Source organism: Streptomyces sp. NPDC001890, from assembly GCF_042891445.1.
Taxonomy (GTDB): Bacteria; Actinomycetota; Actinomycetes; order Streptomycetales; family Streptomycetaceae; genus Streptomyces.
Genome location: NZ_JBIATE010000045.1, coordinates 1 through 17,095 on the forward strand (window position 1 = coordinate 1; position 17,095 = coordinate 17,095).

The window sequence follows — 17,095 nt, forward strand, 5'->3', positions numbered from 1 at the left end:
CAACACACCACAACCACCAGCCAGAACAGTCACACTCATCCCACCCACCAAACCCACCAGCAGACGCCAGAAGAGTCCTTAAAGCAGCGGTATTGCCTTTAAGTGACATTTTGGTGAGAGGGGTAAGGCATGAGCGAGAAGAATCAACCCGAAGGCACGGAGGCAAGCACGCTCGCGTTGGAGTACAAGGACGGCCAGCCCGTGATCGCCGTCAGCGGTGGATCAGCGATCCCGCCAAAGGTCACGGTGGTGGACGAGCAGGGGAACCCGGTCGCGCTCTACAGCGCGGAAGCGATCACGAAGCCGCAGGCACGAGCAGCCTTCACGACCGCGGACCACGCCCTCACCTACGAGGTAGAGCACGGGCTCTTCGACGTCAGCTACGCGGCTGCCTGGCAGCTGGGGCGCTAGGGCGTGTTGCGAAAGTACTGGTCACAACCCATCACTGTGGGCTCCGACCAGCACGGTCGCCTCACTTGCAGGCAGGACGGGCTATTGGCGGTTCAGATTGCGCGTCACTCCGGCGGCAATGGTTGTGGCGAGGATCCAACCTGCTGCGATCAGGACATACGACAGCCACTGGTAAGGGCCGGTCGGAGCGAATGCCTTTTCCTGGCCAAAATCAATGATGGGCAGGAGGAGGTCGAGAGCATAGATGACGGGGTTGAATTCCGGGCCTTTGCCCCGCTCGGCCGCGGGTGGATGGTCCAGTCCGTAGGCGACTGAGCCGAGGAGTAGAAGAGCCAGGAGCCAGGCCACAGCACGAATGGGGCGGAAACCGTAGCCGACAGTGGTGTCCTGGAGGTAGCCCCAGAGTTTTCCGTACCATGGCAGCGTGGTCCGGTGCCGGCGTTGCTTGGCGAGTTGGACTGCACGGGCTTCGGCGTCGTCACCGACGCGGCGGTACGAGGCAGCGAGTTGCTCGTAGGCGTGCTGTACGAAGCCGTCTTCGTCTCGCTCGAGCAGGGCGAGCCGTTGTGCGGCCGGCAGGCGCGGAGCGAGGGTCTCGTATGTCAGGCCCTCCAGACGTACCGTGACGGGCCAGACTTCGGGCTTGGCGTGGATGACCTTGAAGTTGGCGTAGTGCATTTTGACGTGGCCTGAGACTGGGGCCGCGTCCCAGAGCGAGAACCCTGCTGCCTCGCAGCTACTGATGCCCAGTGCGACCCCGCCCGGGTTGCGGAGCCGGGCCTCGATGAAGGTGAGCCAGCCGGTGACCTTGGTGGCGGTGAGTCTGACGCGGCCTTCGGCCACGAGGCCGCCCGCGTTGAGTCTGGTCCCGACCGTCAGGTGGGCGGCGTTGAGGGCATCACCTCCCGAGTTATGGATGTGGGCGTCTTCGAGATCAAGGGCGCCTTCTATACGGGCGGCTCCGATGCGGATCTCGCCGTGGGCCACCAGTTGGGGTGCCCAGATGTCGTTGCCAATGGAGGCATGGCTGAGCTGGAGGACGCACCCGCCGTCGACGCCGAAGCGGGCGCGGTCGAGGAAGATTCCGCCGGAGACTTGTGCGCTGCCCAGCTGCACGCTTCCGGGAATACAGCAGCCAGTGAGCCGGAGGTCGTCGTCGACGCGTATGGCGGTGGCCATGAGGGTGGGGAGGCTGGACGCACTGAGGTCAAGCTGACGGGTCTGCGCTCCGCGAAAGTCTGGCGGATGTTCGAAGTGACAGACGTTCAGGCAGATGGGGTGCGGTATCTCTGCGTGCTGAAGGTTCAGGAGGCCGGTGATCCGCGCACCGGTGAGGTAGAGGGCGGGCACCTCGCCGGGTTCGGACGGACCACCGAGGAGGAGGGTACGGATGACCTCGGCGCGGACGGTCCGTTCGGGGCCCCAGGCACTGGGGTGTTCGGCGTTCTCGTCCTGGGACTGGCGGAGGTCGATCGGTTCGCCGCGAGGGAATGCCTGACAGAGGCGACGTTCCAGCGAGGTCATTTCCACGATCTCCACCTGCGGGACATTACCCCGTAGGGGCGAGGGCATAGGGGTCTATTGCGAAAGTGGATCTTGGTTGTGAATGATCACGTGCTGTGAATCGTGGTGACCTGACGAACAGCCAGTGGGCCCGACTGGAGCCGCTACTGCCGCACGGCATCAAGCCGGGCCGTCCGCCGGTGTGGACCTGGCGGCAGCTGATAGACGGCATACGGTGGCGGACCCGGACTGGAGCACCGTGGCGCGATGTGCCCGAGCGATACGGCCCGTGGGACCGAGGTTATGACCTGTTCCGGCGCTGGCAGCGGGCTGGCACCTGGGCCCGGATCGTCACTCAGCTCCAGGCGCAGGCGGACGTGAAGGGCCTGATCACCCGGGAGGTGAACGTCGACTCCACCGTCTGCCGTGCCCACCAGCACGCGGCTGGGGCAGCGACAATGGGGGATCTCCAGAAGGCGCCGCCCGGAGGGATCGCCGTAGAGCCGGCCGACCACGGGCTCGGACGCTCCAGGGGCGGGCTGACCACCAAGATCCACCTCGCGGTTGAACAGGGGCAAAAGCCGCTGTCCTTTGTGATCACGGCTGGTCAGCGGGGTGACTCCCCGCAGTTCGAGCCGGTCTTGGAGGCGATTCGTGTGCCCCGGCTCGGACCAGGTCGGCCACGCAAACGACCGGACCGGGTCCGTGCCGACAAAGCCTACGACTCCCGTAAGAATCGAGCCTTCCTACGCAGGCACAGCATCAAGGCGACGATCCCGGTCCCTTCGGATCGGATCCGCAACCGCGAGAAGCTCGGCTCCCGCGGCGGCCGCCCGCCAAAGTTCGACACGACCGACTACCGCAAGCGCCATGCGGTCGAGTGCGGGATCAATCGCCTCAAGCGCCACTGGGCTGTGGCTACGAGATACGAAAAGCTGGCCGTCCGCTACGAGGCGACCGTGTTGGTCGCAGTCCTCAATGAGTGGCTGTGACCAGTACTTTCGCAACAGGCCCTAGCCCGCGAAAGGCCAGAGCGCATCTGCCGAGATCGCAGTGACGCCGTCGCACGCAGGCTCAACGAGCTGGCGGACGGCATCGTCACCCCGGTGACCGTGAAGCGTGGCCTGATGGCGCGCCTGCACTATCTGCCCCGGACCGAGCGCAGCCGCCGGGCGGCCAGGGACGCCGGGCTGGCGGTGACCGACCGGACGCTGCAGGCGTGGCTGGAGGAGCGGTGCCAGCCGTCGAGCGCCAACCTGGAGCGCATCGACGCCGCCTACCGCCAGGTTCGCCGCCATAACGTCGCCCGGCACCTCCTGCGGACGCCTGAACCCCGGGCCGGGAGCGGGGTGGTGGGGGAGTGCGGATGGTGGTGCGGGCGAGGAGGTGCTGCTCCTGGGCGATGGCCTGTCTTGCACGGGCCCTGCGCATCAGCTGATCGAGCGCTTCGGCGAGGTCGGCTTCGGCACGCTCGTCGTCCGCGCCTGCACGGTGGCGGTGCGCAGGTACTGCCAGGTGCGGTCGTTGAAACGGCTGGTGGGCGTGTTCTCGCGTTCCTCGCTGAACCGCAGCACCCCGGCCGCCGCCCCGCTCACCCGCACCCTGGCCCCGTCCCCGTCCATGCAGGACGTCCACGGTGTCCTCACGGTCGTGCTCTTGGTCCCGGTGGTCGGTGTTCTCCCGGTCGCTGTGAACACGCGGGTGGACCACTGCGAGCTGGAGAAGCCGCTCGTTGGCTGTCTGCAGGGCTGCCTGGGCGGCTGCGGTCTTACGCCAGTGGTTACGACTCGACCGGGTGATGCCGAGGATGGTGATTCAAGTCCTTGTGGACCCTGTGCAACCCCCCGTGCTGTCGCTGATCGTGCACTCTGCCTGTACGTCTGTGATGGGACTGCCTTGCCGCACGTGGGTATGCCTGTCAGGAGGCGAGGATGGAGATGCCGTCTCCGAGCAGCTTCAGCCCGAGGACGAAGAACAGGACTGCCATGACGGCGACGTTGTGCTGGGCTGCCCAGTCCTTCCAGCTGCCGAGCGTTGTTTTTGCTCGCTCTCCTCCGAGCAGGAAGACTGCCAGGGGGGCCAGCAGGCCGAGGGTGGCGATCAGGACGAAGACGGCCAGCGATGCGATCTGCTGCCCGACCGGTAGTCCTGCTGAGCCGATCGTGGCGCCCGCGGCGATGGTCAGCGGGGCGTTCTTGGCGTTGAGTGCGGCCAGGGCCGTTCCGAGTCCGAGGACTTTGACCGGTGTGAGGCGGTCGATCGCGCCCATCCATTTCGGCAGCTGGGCCTGCGAGGGTTCCCTGGGGCGGCGGTGCCACTGCCGGGCGCCGAAGAGGGCGAGGAGTACACCCAGAGCGAGCTTGAGAGCTCCTACCCAGGTGGCCGGGTGGTTGTGGGCGGAGGCGCCGGCGGGGGAGGCGATTGCCAGCATCACCGCGCCCAGTGCCGTCAGTCCCAGGATCCAGCCGACGGTGAAGAGCGGTCCATTGAGACGTCCTCGAGGTGTGGCGAGGACAAGGATGATCGCGATGATCGGGAGTGGGCTGACCGCGACGCCGGCCGCGAATCCCAGTACGTCACCGAGAACCGTGCCCATGATTGCCTCCAGGTGGGGGTGGGTCCGGGTGGTGACCGGCCAGGCGGGGGGTGCTGCCCCGACCGCCTGCATGCGCGCCCACAGGACTGCCCGGACGTGTCCGGGGCGTGTCGTAAGGGCCCCGGAACTGGGTCGCCACCTCCCCGGAGAGTGATCCTCAGCGGCCGGTACCGTCCGCTGCTCGCCCCGATGTTCCGGACCGCTGAGCGTTCCGTCGCTCGATCCCGCTCACGGGGCAACCGAAACAGCGTTCTGCCGACTACGGCGCTGCCACTTGCCGGCCAAGCGGAAGCACCTGCCCGGAACGCGACGAGGATCTCGGCAGGTCCCTATTCCATGGTCCTGCCCCCTTACGGATCTGTCCTCGGGAGTTTCTTGGGGCTCGAGGGCCTTGGCCTGCTCGCTTCCGCGGTGGTGCCCCAAGGGCTCGGCAGCAGGCCAGCACCCCTTGAAAGCTCTCCCGGAACGGTGACGGCGGGCGAGGCGCCCGGACGGCGGAATCGGGCACGGACTGTAGCCGGTCAGTGCGGCAACCCGATCGGGCTGGACCGCAGTGTCGGGGCCCCGCAATGTACCGTCCCCGGGTGTCCCCATCGTCCCGGGCCGGGGGTGCGACGCGATGCGTATGCGGTCAGGATGAAGAGGTGAGGGCGATGGTGCCTCATGTTCGGGTGCCTGGCGACCCTCGCACCGGCCGCGGCAGGAGGACACCACGATGACTGCGACGACAGGCGCAGCCCAATCGGCTCACCCCGAGCGCCCGGGCAGGTCGGATGGAGTCTGCAGCGAGTTCACCGTCTATACCGAGATCAAGCCGGGCCACGCGGATGCGCTGCGTGAGGATCTCACCGCGCTCACCAGCGGGTCGGCTAAGGAGGACTCCCGTGCGGCGCTGCGCCAGATCGGCACCCTGCACGACGCACGGCACGTGATCTTCGACAACGACACCCGGTTCATGTTCGCCAGCGTCTTCGACGGCTCCTGGGACACCTACATCGACGACTTCGCCCATACGGTCATCGGGGCGAACTTCGACAAGATCTTCTCGCACAGCGAAGGGTTCCCCGGCGTCGCCGACCCAGGGGTGAAGGACTGGTTCGTCGCCCACCAAGCCCCCGCAGGAGCCTTCGTCAGCTCCTATCCCGATCTGACCGTTCAGCAGATCTGGAAGGACCACCGCGTGGACGACGCGTTCCAGGAGGTGCTGGACACCGCTGAATTCCGGGCGATGCTGGACAACCCGGCCAACGCGGAGCTGCTGGCCACGCCTGCCTTCCAGAAGCTGCTGGAGGAAGCCTCGGCCTAGCAGTCGACACAACCAACCCTCAGAACCGACCCGAGATCGGTGGACCGCGTCGGGCGCGGGTCGGCCACTGCAAGTCTGCCCACACACAGGCCGATATGGAGGCACAAGCGATCATGAACGCGGTGGCAAGCAGCGGCGCAGCCGATATGGGCGTTGAGATCGATGACGTCCAGAGCGGGGCACTGCGTCCACGGCCGGTGCCGTACGAGGGAAAGTTCATCTTCCTGCGCGTCGACGACCGCCACACCGGACGCACCCTGCTACGGCGGCTGCTCCCGTTGACCTCGGGCGGCCTGCCCAGCGCGGACCGGAGCCAGAACGCCTGGGTGGCTGTGGCGTTCACCTACCAGGGACTGAGAGCCCTGGGCGTGCCCCAGGAGTCGCTGGACAGCTTTCCGCGGGCGTTCCGTGAGGGCATGGCCGCCCGGGCGGAGCTGATCGGCGACACGGGCGAGAGCGCACCGGCCCACTGGGAGGCACCGTTCGGAACCGGCGATGTCCACATCGCCCTGAGCGCCCTGTCCTCCAATACGGCACAGCTGGACAAGGAGCTGGAGCGGGCCCGTGCCGCCTACGAGGACACCCCCGGTGTCCAGGTGATCTGGCAGCAGGATGTCCGCCAGCTCCCGACCGGGCGTACCACCTTCGGATTCCGCGACGGCATCAGTCATCCGAACATCGAGGGCGTCGGACTGCCCGGCTCCAACCCGCAGGAAGCCCCCATCAAGGCCGGCGAATTCATCCTCGGCTACCCCGACGAAACCGGCAGCCTGCCGCCCATGCCCAGCCCCGACACGCTGGGACGCAACGGAACCTACGCGGCCGTACGCAAGATCCACACCAACGTGGCGGCCTGGCGCCGATACCTGCGCGCGAACACCTCCAGTCCCCAGGAGGAGGCACTCCTGGCAGCAAAGATGGTCGGACGCTGGCCCAGCGGAGCACCGCTGACGCTGACCCCGGAACACGATGACCCGGAGTTGGCGGCCGATCCGCACCGCGTCAACAACTTCCTGTACCGGGAGAACGACGACCGAGGGTACCGGTGCCCCGCCGGTGCGCACATCCGGCGCACCAACCCTCGCGACGCCACCATCATCGGCGACGCACGGATGCACCGCCTCATCCGCCGCGGCACCACCTATGGCCCACCGCTGCCCGAGGGCGTACTGGAGGACGACGGCGCCGACCGGGGCCTGGTCGGAGTCTTCATCGGAGCCCATCTGGAGCGACAGTTCGAGTTCATCAAGGCCGAGTGGGTCAACGACGGCAACTTCATCGGCTACCCCGGCGAGAAGGACCCGGTGGCCGGGCACCACGACGGAACCGGCAGCGCCACCATCCCGGACAAGCCGATCCGACGCCGCCTGCAGAACCTGCCCAGCTTCGTCGTCACCCGCGGCGGCGAGTACTGCTTCCTGCCAGGCCTGCGCGCCCTGCGCTGGCTCGCCGAACTGGAGGACTGACGGCACTTCCTGCACCCTGAGGTCCGATCACGCTCTCCGAGGAGAGGTCGAAGCCATGCCAGCACAGTTCATCCGCTACACGCCTGATGTCGAAGACGCCGACCCGCACTTCGACCGCAACGTGCAGACAGTGATCAAGAAAACCGAGAGCTACATCGCCGAGTCGGTCAAGGCCGGCGGCACCGGACGCGCCCTCCGTGACGCCCACGCCAAGGGCTACGGATTGGTCCGAGGGGAAGTGGAGATCCTGGACGGGCTTCCCCCCGAGTACGCCCAAGGCATCTACGCGACCCCGGGAACCCACGATGCACTCATCCGCTTCTCCAACGGCTCGCCCCACGCCGGAGCCGACGCACGACTGGGCGCCGCCACCGGACTGGCACTGAAGATGTTCGACATCCCCGGCCCGACCCTGCTGGAAGACGAACCGGACACGGGCACATTCGACTACGCCAACATCAACGGACCGGTCTTCTTCTGCAACACGGTCGAGCATTACCTGTTCATCCAGGAACTGTTCCTGAACGCGCCGGCCTACTTCTCCCAGGGCCGACCCGGCACACATCGTTTCTTCACCGAGTTCGTGACCGGGAAGGGAACGCTGGACCAGGAAGACTGGGCGTGGGACGAGTTCCTGGCCTTCCTGCGCCTGTCCAAGATCCCTCCAGCAAACCTGCTGCTGTCGAGCTACTGGACCATGGGCGCGGTCCGGCACGGCGACTACATCGCCAAGGTACGCATCACCCCCGACCCCTCCTCCGCCGCCGCAGTGGTCCGGCGCACCCTCGACCCGACCTCCGCGCAGGAGGTCTTCCGACCGGCCCTCCAATCCGAACTGCAAGAACGCCCCTACACCTTCGACATCCAGGTCCAGCTCTGCACCGACCTGGAACGCATGCCGGTCGAGGACACCACCGTGGAGTGGCCCGAACAGCTCTCGCCATCCGTCACCGTGGCGAAGCTGCGACTGCCGCAGCAGGACATCTCCGGCCCAAAGAACCTGGAGAAGATGGACTCACTGTCCTTCACCCCATGGCGGGTCACCGCCGAGCACTCACCCCTGGGCAACATCATGCGGGCCCGCAAGGAGGTCTACCGGCACTCCTCCATCGCGCGCCACAACCTCAACCAGCAGCCGCGCACAGAGCCCTGCAGCGCCGACGAGGCGCTTGGCACTTCACCGGGCCGTGCAACGAGCCCCCGCTCTACCACCCGATCTGGGCCGACAGCGACCCCGAAGACATGACCTACGCCGACAGCCGCGCCGCCCACGGCAACTTCCGTAACTGGGCCCGCCTCACCGCCCACACCCTCACCCAGTGGTGATGGGTCGGCGGATCGGAGTCGAAGACGATGTCGGCGGGCAGTTTGGCCGCGGCCCAGTCGTAGACCCGCGGGCCCTTTGCTCCGTCACCGCAAGACAGTCGCTGCCAGGCATCACTGGGTGCTTCTTCGATGAGCTGGTCGATGCGCCAGATACCGGCCAGAGACTTGATCTGCTGGGACTTGGGCACCGCAACCACGTATCCGATGTCGAGCTGCTCGAGCAGGCGGCGGAAGTTCCAGTCCTGCCCGTAGGCCTCGTCCGCGGTGACCCCGGCAGCCGGCAGACCGGCGGCCAGACAGCGGCGGACCATGTCCCGGGCCAGTTCGCCCTTGGTCGCGAAGCCCCGCTCGGCGGGGACCTTCGCCGCCTGGCAGCGTTCACGGTCGGACGCCCGGGATTTGGGCAGGCAGAGCTCCCGGTCCACCAGTGCCCGGCCTGAGCTGGTGGCGTAGGCTGCGAACACCCCGATCTGGCAGTTGTCGGTCTTTCCCGAGGTGCCGGTGTACTGCCGGCCAATCCCGGCCGAGGTTGTGCCCTTCTTGATGAACCCGGTGTCATCGATGATCAGAACACCGCCTGGCCCGAGCCGTTCAGCGACATAGTCACGGACGTCGTCACGCAGAGCGTCCACGTCCCAGACACTGCTGTTCAACAGTCGTTGGAAACCGTCCGGGGTGCGGTGGCCCGCCCATTCCGCGAGCTGCCAGCCGTTCTTACGTGTCGCCCGCCCCAGCAGGCCACGAACGTAGTCACGCATCCGCCACCGCAGGTCCGCCCGCCCGAACCGGCCCGCCACCCGCACGAACGCCGAATCCAACTCAACGGCCCAGCAATCAACTTCAGCCATCCCCTCCATACCAGGACAGCGACAAGCACCAGCTCAGGACACGAACCGCTGCTGGAGTACTAGGTGTATTGCCCTGTGAGGTTGGGGACGCGGCTTGCGGGTGGTTTACCTGCGAGCGCGGTGTGTCCACGGTGGCGATTGTAGGTGTGTAGCCATTGGGTGAACGCGTCTCGTCGTTCTTGTTCCGAGCGATAGGGGCGGGCGTGGGCCCATTCGTCGAGCAGGGTGCGGTTCAGCCGTTCGACTTTGCCGTTGGTCTGCGGACGGTAGGGCCGGGTTCGCTTGTGGGTGATCCCGGCGGCTGTCAGGGTGTTGCGCCAGGCATGGGACTTGTGGCAGGCACCGTTGTCGGTGAGGACGCGTTCAACGGTGATCCCGCACGAGGTGAAGAAGGTCTGGGCCCGTTGCCAGAACCCGGTGGCGGTTTCCTTCTTCTCGTCGGTGAGGATCTCGCTGCAGGCGAGGCGGGAGTGGTCGTCGACGACCGTGTGGATTTAGCTGCAGTCGGCCTCGGACCGGGTCTTCCTGCCCGCTTGGCGGCCGAGTGCTTTGTGGCCGCCGCCGTCGGGGATGTTGCTGAGCTTCTTGATGTCCACGTGCACCAGTTCACCGGGCCGGTCGCGTTCGTAGCGGCGTATGGCGCGGCCGGTTGCCCGGCCGAGGTGGGTCAGGCGGGCCAGGCCGAAGCGGGTCAGCACGCGGTGGACGGTCGAGGGGCCAGGCCGAGCAGGTGGGCGATGCGGGCCGGTCCCCACCGCCGCAGGATCCGAACCTTGATGATCCGTCGTTCGGTCCTCGTCGGGGTCCGGCGTGGGCTGGTGTGCGGACGCCTTGACCGGTCCGCCGTGCCCGCCTCGCTGTACAGCCGGTAACGGTCCGCCTATCGCTGGGCTGTCGTTGGTGAGACCTGGAAGCGCTCGGCCGCCCGCCGCAGGGGCCAGCCGTCCTCGACGACGCAACGGGCCAGACGCAGAACCCGGACTCCCGGAGAGCCGTAGGTCGCCGGGGGCGGAGTCCAGACCGCTTCCTGCGCACTGGTTCCGTCCACGTGATTCATCCCGGACTGACGTCATCGTTGCGGGTGGTCACGAATGGTGCCCGTTGGGGACGCGGAGGGCGAGGACTGCGATGTCGTCATGTCCGTCACCTGGATGTTGGTCGGCAAGCGTCTCACACAGTTGTGCGGGGTACTGGTCGGCATGTGCGGTGGCGATGTCGGCGAGGGTGCGCAGGCCGTCGGTCAGGGAGCGCTGGTGGTGTTCGACCAGTCCGTCGGTGTAGAGAACGATGGTGGATCCCGGGGGGAGGTCTTGGGAGTGGTCGTGGCGGGGAAGGCGTAGGTCGACGCCGAGGGGTAGGCCGGGGTCGCGGTCGAGGTACTGCGCCGGGCGACCCGGTGCCAGAAGCAGCGGTGGAGGGTGTCCGGCGTTGCTCCACTGCAGAACCCAGGCGTTGTGGTGGCGATGTACGCGTGCTACGAGTGCGGTCGTCACCAGGTTGCGGGGGATGGCGTGCAGGGTCAGGTCGAGCTGGGTCAGTACTCGGCTGGGGCGGTGGAGCCGGGTGTGGAGCAGGGCGCGAAGCATGCTGCGGGTCTGGGACATGGACGCGGCGGCGGCCATGTCGTGCCCGCAGACGTCACCGATGGCCAGGTAGCAGGTGTCGTCGGCGGTGGCCAGCGCGTCGTACCAGTCTCCGCCGAGCTGGTTGGGCTCGGACGCCGGCCGGTAGACCGCGGCGGTTCGGAATGGCGGCCTGTCCGACACCTCCGGCAGTAGCAATCTTTGGAACTCCTCGGAGTCGGCGCGGACGTGCTCATACTGGCGGGCGTTCTCGATGGCCACGGCCGCCGCTCCTGCCAGAGCCACGATGATGTCCTCGTCGCGGGAGTCGAAAGGAAGGCCGTCGCCCCTGTCCGCAAGATAGAGGTTTCCGTAGACGCGGCCTTGCACGGTGATGGCTACGCCCAGCAGCGTTTTCATCTGCGGGTGGCCGCGCGGGAAGCCGGCCGAGGCCCGGTGGTGAGGGATGTCACCGACTCGTAGGGGCTCGGGGTGTTCGATCAGGTAGCCGAGCAGCCCGCGGCCCTGCGGGAGATCCACCCCCGCCAAGTCGGCGCGTTCTTGCTCGGTAAGACCCTCGGGGATGAACATCGACAGCCTGCGGCCGTCCTCGCTCAGCACGCCGATCGCACCGTAGTGAGCGCCGACCAGTTCCATCGCGCTGGTCACGATCCGCCGCAACACCCGCCCCAGATCCAGATCACGGCTGACCGACAACATCGCCGCCAGCAGCGTCTGCAATTTCTGTTGTGCCTGACTCAGATCTTTTAGCTGATCGGCGATCCGAAGCAGGTCGCCATGCAGTAGTTCGGTACTGGCATGGCCATGCTCTTCTTCACCATCCACAGCAGCAGGCTCCTTCGTCGGGTCTAAATAGAAGGTGGTTATCGGCACGATCAGTGCACAACTCGCCACGCATAGCCTAAATGCTTTCTATGGGATATTTTCTTCTATTTCTTCCCTTTAAGGTCGTGCCCTACATGGTCAGCTTGGGGAGCCGTTTGTAGCAGCAGGGCGGCGGCAAGTCCGAGAAAGCCAGGTGCCGGAAGGCCCAGTTTCCCTACCTGGCCGGCCAGGTAGGTCAGCCGCCCGGCGTGGTGTTCTGCCGCGGTGACGCATCCGTCCAGCGGCACGCCCGCGCCTCCTGCTGGCAGGACATGGTCAAGGAATGCAAGTGATAGTTCCCGAGCGGACTCGCCCCTGGCCAACAACCTCAAGACGATGGATCTTCACTGGTCAACGTGCCGGGCCCCCGCGTGACGGAATTGGCTGCTCGGCCCAGATGGTCTTGCCCGTGCCGGTGTACCGCGTGCCCCAGCGCTCGGTGAGCTGGGCGACCAGCATCAGGCCGCGTCCGCCCTCGTCCAGGATGCGGGCTCGGCGCAGGTGTGGTGCTGTGCTGCTGGCATCGGAGACCTCGCAGATCAGCGCCCGGTCTTTGATGAGCCGCAACTGGATGGGCGAGGTGGCATAGCGGATCGCATTGGTCACCAGCTCGCTGACCACCAGTTCCGTGACGAAGGCCAGTTCGTCCAGCTGCCACGCATGGAGCTGGGCGGCCGTCCGCGAGCGGACCTCGGCGACGACGGCCGGGTCGGGGAGCACCTCCCACTCGGCGACGTGCTGGCTGTTCAGGACGCGAGTACGGGCGATGAGAAGCGCAACATCGTCAGCGGGCCGCCCGTCGAGCAGTGCCTTGAGGACGATGTCGCAGGTGGTCTCGAGTGAGGGAACGGCATTGGCGAGGGCCGCGCCCAGGGCGCGCAGCCCGGTGTCCACGTCACGGTCGCTGGCCTCGATCAGTCCGTCGGTGTACAGCACGAGAAGGCTGCCTTCCGGGAGTTCGACATCGACGGGCTCGAAGGGCAATCCGCCGAGGCCCAGAGGCGGTCCGGTGGGCAGTTCGAGGTAGTCCACCGCGCCGTCAGGGGTTACCCGTGCGGGCCAGGGGTGACCGGCGCTGGCGAGCGAGCATCGGCGGGAGACCGGGTCGTACACCGCATACAGGCACGTGGCTCCGAGGTCGGTGGTGGGTGCCTCCGCTGCAGTCTCCAGCCCGACGCTGAGGCGGATGACCAGATCGTCCAGGTGCGCAAGCAGTTCTTCCGGCGGCAGATCGACGTCGGCGAGTGTGCGTACCGCCGTGCGCAGGCGCCCCATGGCGGCGGAGGCATGGAGGCCGTGGCCGACGACATCGCCCACGACGAGGGCGACGCGGGCGCCGGAGAGCGGGATCACGTCGAACCAGTCGCCTCCGACACCGGCCTGCGAGCCCGCCGGCAGGTAGCGGCCGACGACCTCGACGGCGGCCTGCTCCGGAATCCCCTGCGGCAGCAGGCTGCGCTGAAGTGCCAGGGCGGCAGTGCGCTCGCGCGTGTAGCGGCGGGCATTGTCGATGCAGACCGCGGCGTGTGCCGCCAGTTCCTCGACGATCCGCAGGTCGTCCTCCGTGTACTGCAGTACGGACGGCTCCATACGGGCGAGAAGGACAACACCGAGGTTCGTGCAGCGGGCACGCAGCGGCACCGCGAGCAGCGAGTGCGTGCGGTACCGGCTCGCCAGGGCCGCCCGGTCGGGGTCCTGGGCAAGCCAGCGGGCGATCTCGGGATCGGTGATCCGGTGCAGGCTGCCGCGGCCGGTGACCAGGCAGCGTTCGAGCGGCGAGAACTCCGGGTAGCGGGCCACATCACCGATCGGTACGAGGCCCGGCATGTCGGGGCGGACAGCCACGCGCCGCAGCACCAGGGGGCCGCCGACGGGAAGCGGTGCGGGCTCCTCGCCGCGCAGCACGGCGTCGAACAGATCGACCGAGACCAAGTCCCCACAGGCGGGTACGACCATATCGGCGAGCTCCTGCGCGGTACGAGCCACGTCCAGGCTGCCGCCGATCCGACTGCCGGCCTCGTTGAGCAACGCCAGCCGCTCACGGGCGGCGGACTGCTCGGAGAAGTCGAGCGCGGCCAGTTGCACACCGTGCACCAGCCCCGCCGAGTCCTTGAGGGGGACTACATGGACCATCCAGGCGTGCGCGAAGGGCTCCCCCGGTACGCGCACATAGTTCTCGAAGCTCTCCGGCTCACCGGTCGCAGCCACGCGGTCGACGGCACGCTCGGAGGCCCCGAACCCGGGGTCCGGCATGTGCTCGGTGGTCCGTAGCCCGCGAACTTCCCGCTCCGATGCTCCGAGCTGCTGCGTCATGCGGGCGTTGACCCGCAGAAACCGGCCCTCGGCATCGTAGATCGCCAGGGGGAAGGGGGACTGGTCGAACGACCACCGCAGCAGCGGTCCCGGCTCACAGCCCTCCTCCTCATCCTGCGGTGAGACGGCCTCCAGGAGCCAGCCGGCCCCCCTGCCACCGGCGACCACCGGAAGCACCTGCAGGCGGCATTCCACCGGGCGGCCGTCACGGCGGCGGAGCACCACCGTCCCGGCCCACCCCTCCTGCCCCGCGAGCTGCTCGCGAGCGGCCTCGGGAAGGGGGGAGGCAAGCAAATCCGCTGCCGGCCGGCCCACAGCCGCGGCGGCGGAGTACCCGAGCAGCCTCTGCGCACCGGGACTCCAGCCCGTCAGCACTCCGTCCGTCGCCGCCACGGCCACAGCCACACCGGTTACAAAGGCGGCGTCGGGGTGAGCGCCGCCGGTCGCCGGTGTGTCCACGATCGATCACCTCCGGTTGCAGTCCTCATCCACTCAAGGATCTCCCGGGTGGGACCCGTCATGCATCCTCGGACAGGCAGAGCGCTCGGTTACGTCCAAGGAAGTGGTGTACGGGTTCGACCTGGTCCGGGGTTTTACTCCGGCATCGGGACGGTGCCTGTAGATGAACGGCCACCGGCTGATCTTCGAGATGCCGAGTCACCAAGGAGATCAGCACGATCACCGCACCCGACAGCCTGCCCCTGCACGCCCTCGCGGAGGACAACCTCGCAGCGGCGAGTCCCGATCTACTGCGCGCGATGGTCAAAACATTTGCCGACGCCCTCATGTCCTCCGAGGCCGACGCCCTCTGCAACGCCGAATACGGGCAGGTCAGCGACGAGCGAGTCAACCACCGCAACGGCTATTGCCCGTGCGTGCGGGGATGGTCCCGCGTGGAGCGCCATGGGTTCCGCACCCCGGCGCTGCTCCCCGTACCAGCGAGGATGGTGCCGTGGTCGGCACCCTCCTGGGCGCCTGCTCCCCGCACCCGGTACTACACCGTCGTCGAGAGCGAACACTGCCGGGAGCTGTGCGCATTCGTGGAAGTCGATTGCAACACCGTGCACAGCGCGCGGCTGGGCGTGGAACTGATTGAGTACGCTCGCCTGTTCCAGTGCGAGGCTCAGCCTGTCGGCCGCCGCAGGCAGGCCGCCACGGTTCTGGCCTGGCTGCGCTGGTATCCGGCCTTCCCCACGTGCTCTTCGTGCTCACCGGTGCCTCCCGGGCGGGGCTGGAGTATCGGATGAGTGATCTACAGGTGATGGTGGCTGCGCGTGCTCGGAGTGCTCAAGGTTGCCACCGCCGACCAGATACAGCGGCTGGCCTCGTCCCGCGGCTGCTCCGGACGTAGCGGCCATGAGGACCGGTTCTCGTCCAGGGCTGTTCGGAGGCTGACCAGCGTGGAATCCTGGGGATGGACGACCAACCCGCTCCAGCGGACCAGGTTGTCCACCTCGCCCAGCAGACCTCGGGACAGGGCCGTTCTTGAAACCGGCCTTCCTCTTGCTCACGAGACGCCGTCTGGAGGCCAGGCCGCGCTGCCGCATTTCGTAGTTGGTCGGAGGGCCAGCAAGCGTGCAGAGTCTCATCCACGGGCACCTGCGCCCTGGTGTCCTGAGGCGAAGACCAAGACCCGAGGACCGTGCGCGGCACTACTGCCAGTGGTACCGCACCGGCCGCACCGGACCGGCCGCACCGGACCCGCCGAGCAGACCTACGGACATCGCCCGGTCTGCCAGACACCCAGCTGCGGCCAGCCGCACCGGGCCCGCGGCTACTGCGTGAACTGCTACGACCGTGCCATCCGCTGCGCTCGCCGCAGACCAGGCGGAACCCCCGAACCGCGTTCGCGCTGGCGGGCCGTTCAAGAGTGGGCAGCGTGGTCGAGGATGGCGCACCGAGCGCCACGCCTTCCACCTGGAGCTCCTTGCCGATGTCGAGCCGCCGGTCCAGGTCGCCCCGGCCATCGATGGGCTCGCGCTGGCCGCCGCCCCCACCACCGCCACCGCGGTCGGCCCCCAGGCCTTTGCCCGTCAGGCTCTCCCCCCAATCAGGCACCGTCCCTGTGCGAGCTCCCTGAGCCGCCGGACGCGGTCAAGGCCCGTGAACTGCTCGCGGAGCTGGTGGTGACCGACGAGGACGACGTCCCCGGCTACTCCCGGTCGAAGTTCCCGCACTGGGTCAGCCAGTACGGCACCTGCGACACCCGCGAAGTCACCCTTCAGCGCGACGGCCAGGACGTGGTCCAGGACGACGGGTGCCGGGCCGTGTCCGGTACCTGGTACTCCGAGTAAGACGGCCTGACCATCGATTTCGCCTCCCGTATCGACATCGACCACGTCGTCCCCCTCAAGGAGGCCTGGCGGTCGGGTGCCTCGCAGTGGTCGACGCCCGAGCGGCGCGCCTTCGCCAACGACCTGGTCCACTCGCAGCTGATCGCGGTGTCGGCCGGCAGCAACCGCGGGAAGGGCGACAAGGACCCCGGGAACTGGAAGCCGCCGCTTCAGTCGTACTGGTGCACCTACAGCCGCGCCCGGATCAGCGTGAAGGCCACCTACCAGCTCACCGCCAACCCCGCTGAGGTCAACGCTCTGTCCGAGATGCTCGACACCTGCACCGTCTGATCCCGCCGGTCGGCACACCAGGCAGCGCCGGCTGGGAGCCCGGCCTGGTGAGCCGTGCTGGAGCACCGGACGGCACCGTCCGCACCTTGACACGCCGCGGGGGAGGAGACACAGGACACCCCACTCCGACCCTCTTCCTCTGCGGCGCCCCAACCCCCAACCCCCGGCCCGCGCCCCATGCGTCCGCGGCATCGACTGGCCTCGGCCTCCCATAGCTCGCGCCGGGGAATCGGCCTGATCGACGGGGAGCCCTGG

General features: G+C 67.6%; 13 protein-coding genes and 3 pseudogenes. 9 read left to right on the forward strand and 7 right to left on the reverse strand.

All coding sequences use genetic code 11. The features are described from left to right. Nucleotides 1-129 precede the first annotated feature (129 nt). A complete protein-coding gene (locus ACFYY1_RS40770; protein WP_388594950.1) occupies nucleotides 130-411 on the forward strand; it encodes a hypothetical protein in 282 nt (93 codons plus the stop codon). Between the two features lie 81 nt (nucleotides 412-492). On the opposite strand, the gene ACFYY1_RS40775 is transcribed toward ACFYY1_RS40770, so the two are convergent. Continuing rightward, nucleotides 493-1,950, reverse strand: coding sequence for a membrane-associated oxidoreductase (locus ACFYY1_RS40775; protein ID WP_388594952.1), 1,458 nt, complete (start codon nucleotides 1,948-1,950; stop codon nucleotides 493-495). Nucleotides 1,951-2,030: 80 nt separating this feature from the next. Between ACFYY1_RS40775 and ACFYY1_RS40780 the strand changes: the two genes are divergently transcribed. Both ACFYY1_RS40780 and ACFYY1_RS40785 read left to right on the forward strand, forming a co-directional pair. Continuing rightward, nucleotides 2,031-2,906, forward strand: a complete 876-nt coding sequence (locus ACFYY1_RS40780) for an IS5 family transposase (protein WP_388594954.1) — start codon at nucleotides 2,031-2,033, stop codon at nucleotides 2,904-2,906. Nucleotides 2,907-2,951: 45 nt separating this feature from the next. Continuing rightward, nucleotides 2,952-3,233: pseudogene (locus ACFYY1_RS40785) on the forward strand (transcriptional regulator); the annotation flags it as partial. Nucleotides 3,234-3,344: 111 nt separating this feature from the next. Here ACFYY1_RS40785 and ACFYY1_RS40790 read toward each other — a convergent pair. Together ACFYY1_RS40790 and ACFYY1_RS40795 are read right to left on the reverse strand one after the other, a co-directional pair. Beyond that, on the reverse strand, nucleotides 3,345-3,560 hold the full coding sequence (locus ACFYY1_RS40790) for a hypothetical protein (RefSeq protein WP_388594955.1): 216 nt from the start codon (nucleotides 3,558-3,560) through the stop codon (nucleotides 3,345-3,347). 272 nt (nucleotides 3,561-3,832) lie between these two features. Next, nucleotides 3,833-4,510 carry a GAP family protein gene (locus ACFYY1_RS40795; RefSeq protein WP_388594957.1) on the reverse strand — a complete coding sequence of 226 codons (678 nt, stop codon included), beginning with the start codon at nucleotides 4,508-4,510 and terminating at the stop codon, nucleotides 3,833-3,835. A gap of 715 nt (nucleotides 4,511-5,225) precedes the next feature. Here ACFYY1_RS40795 and ACFYY1_RS40800 point away from each other — a divergent pair. The 3 genes from ACFYY1_RS40800 to ACFYY1_RS40810 all read left to right on the forward strand — a co-directional run bounded on the left by ACFYY1_RS40800 (nucleotide 5,226) and on the right by ACFYY1_RS40810 (nucleotide 8,528). Beyond that, complete coding sequence (locus tag ACFYY1_RS40800) at nucleotides 5,226-5,816, forward strand: hypothetical protein (protein WP_388594959.1); 591 nt, start codon at nucleotides 5,226-5,228, stop codon at nucleotides 5,814-5,816. Between the two features lie 113 nt (nucleotides 5,817-5,929). After that, the gene (locus ACFYY1_RS40805) at nucleotides 5,930-7,282 is read left to right on the forward strand and encodes a Dyp-type peroxidase (RefSeq protein ID WP_388594961.1); all 1,353 of its coding nucleotides are present in this window, start codon (nucleotides 5,930-5,932) and stop codon (nucleotides 7,280-7,282) included. A gap of 55 nt (nucleotides 7,283-7,337) precedes the next feature. Then, on the forward strand, nucleotides 7,338-8,528 hold the full coding sequence (locus ACFYY1_RS40810) for a catalase family protein (RefSeq protein ID WP_388594963.1): 1,191 nt from the start codon (nucleotides 7,338-7,340) through the stop codon (nucleotides 8,526-8,528). Between the two features lies 1 nt (nucleotide 8,529). Here ACFYY1_RS40810 and ACFYY1_RS40815 read toward each other — a convergent pair whose 3' ends face one another. From ACFYY1_RS40815 to ACFYY1_RS40830, 4 genes and pseudogenes are all read right to left on the reverse strand, one after another. Then, entirely contained in the window at nucleotides 8,530-9,465 is a 936-nt protein-coding gene (locus ACFYY1_RS40815; RefSeq protein WP_388594965.1) for an IS701 family transposase, read from the reverse strand. 50 nt (nucleotides 9,466-9,515) lie between these two features. After that, a pseudogene (locus ACFYY1_RS40820) lies at nucleotides 9,516-10,513 on the reverse strand (IS481 family transposase). Nucleotides 10,514-10,541: 28 nt separating this feature from the next. Then, nucleotides 10,542-11,864 (reverse strand): PP2C family protein-serine/threonine phosphatase, encoded by a 1,323-nt coding sequence (locus ACFYY1_RS40825; protein WP_388594966.1) that lies wholly within the window; start codon nucleotides 11,862-11,864, stop codon nucleotides 10,542-10,544. Nucleotides 11,865-12,254: 390 nt separating this feature from the next. Next, nucleotides 12,255-14,675, reverse strand: coding sequence for a SpoIIE family protein phosphatase (locus ACFYY1_RS40830; protein ID WP_388594967.1), 2,421 nt, complete (start codon nucleotides 14,673-14,675; stop codon nucleotides 12,255-12,257). Between the two features lie 218 nt (nucleotides 14,676-14,893). On the opposite strand from ACFYY1_RS40830, the pseudogene ACFYY1_RS40835 reads away from it, so the two are divergent. The 3 genes and pseudogenes from ACFYY1_RS40835 to ACFYY1_RS40845 form a co-directional block, all read left to right on the forward strand. Then, nucleotides 14,894-15,082 (forward strand): annotated as a pseudogene (locus ACFYY1_RS40835) (transposase); the annotation flags it as partial. Nucleotides 15,083-16,342: 1,260 nt separating this feature from the next. Then, the gene (locus tag ACFYY1_RS40840) at nucleotides 16,343-16,510 is read left to right on the forward strand and encodes a hypothetical protein (protein WP_388594969.1); all 168 of its coding nucleotides are present in this window, start codon (nucleotides 16,343-16,345) and stop codon (nucleotides 16,508-16,510) included. A gap of 36 nt (nucleotides 16,511-16,546) precedes the next feature. Then, nucleotides 16,547-16,840 carry a DUF1524 domain-containing protein gene (locus ACFYY1_RS40845; protein WP_388595002.1) on the forward strand — a complete coding sequence of 98 codons (294 nt, stop codon included), beginning with the start codon at nucleotides 16,547-16,549 and terminating at the stop codon, nucleotides 16,838-16,840. Nucleotides 16,841-17,095 lie beyond the last annotated feature (255 nt).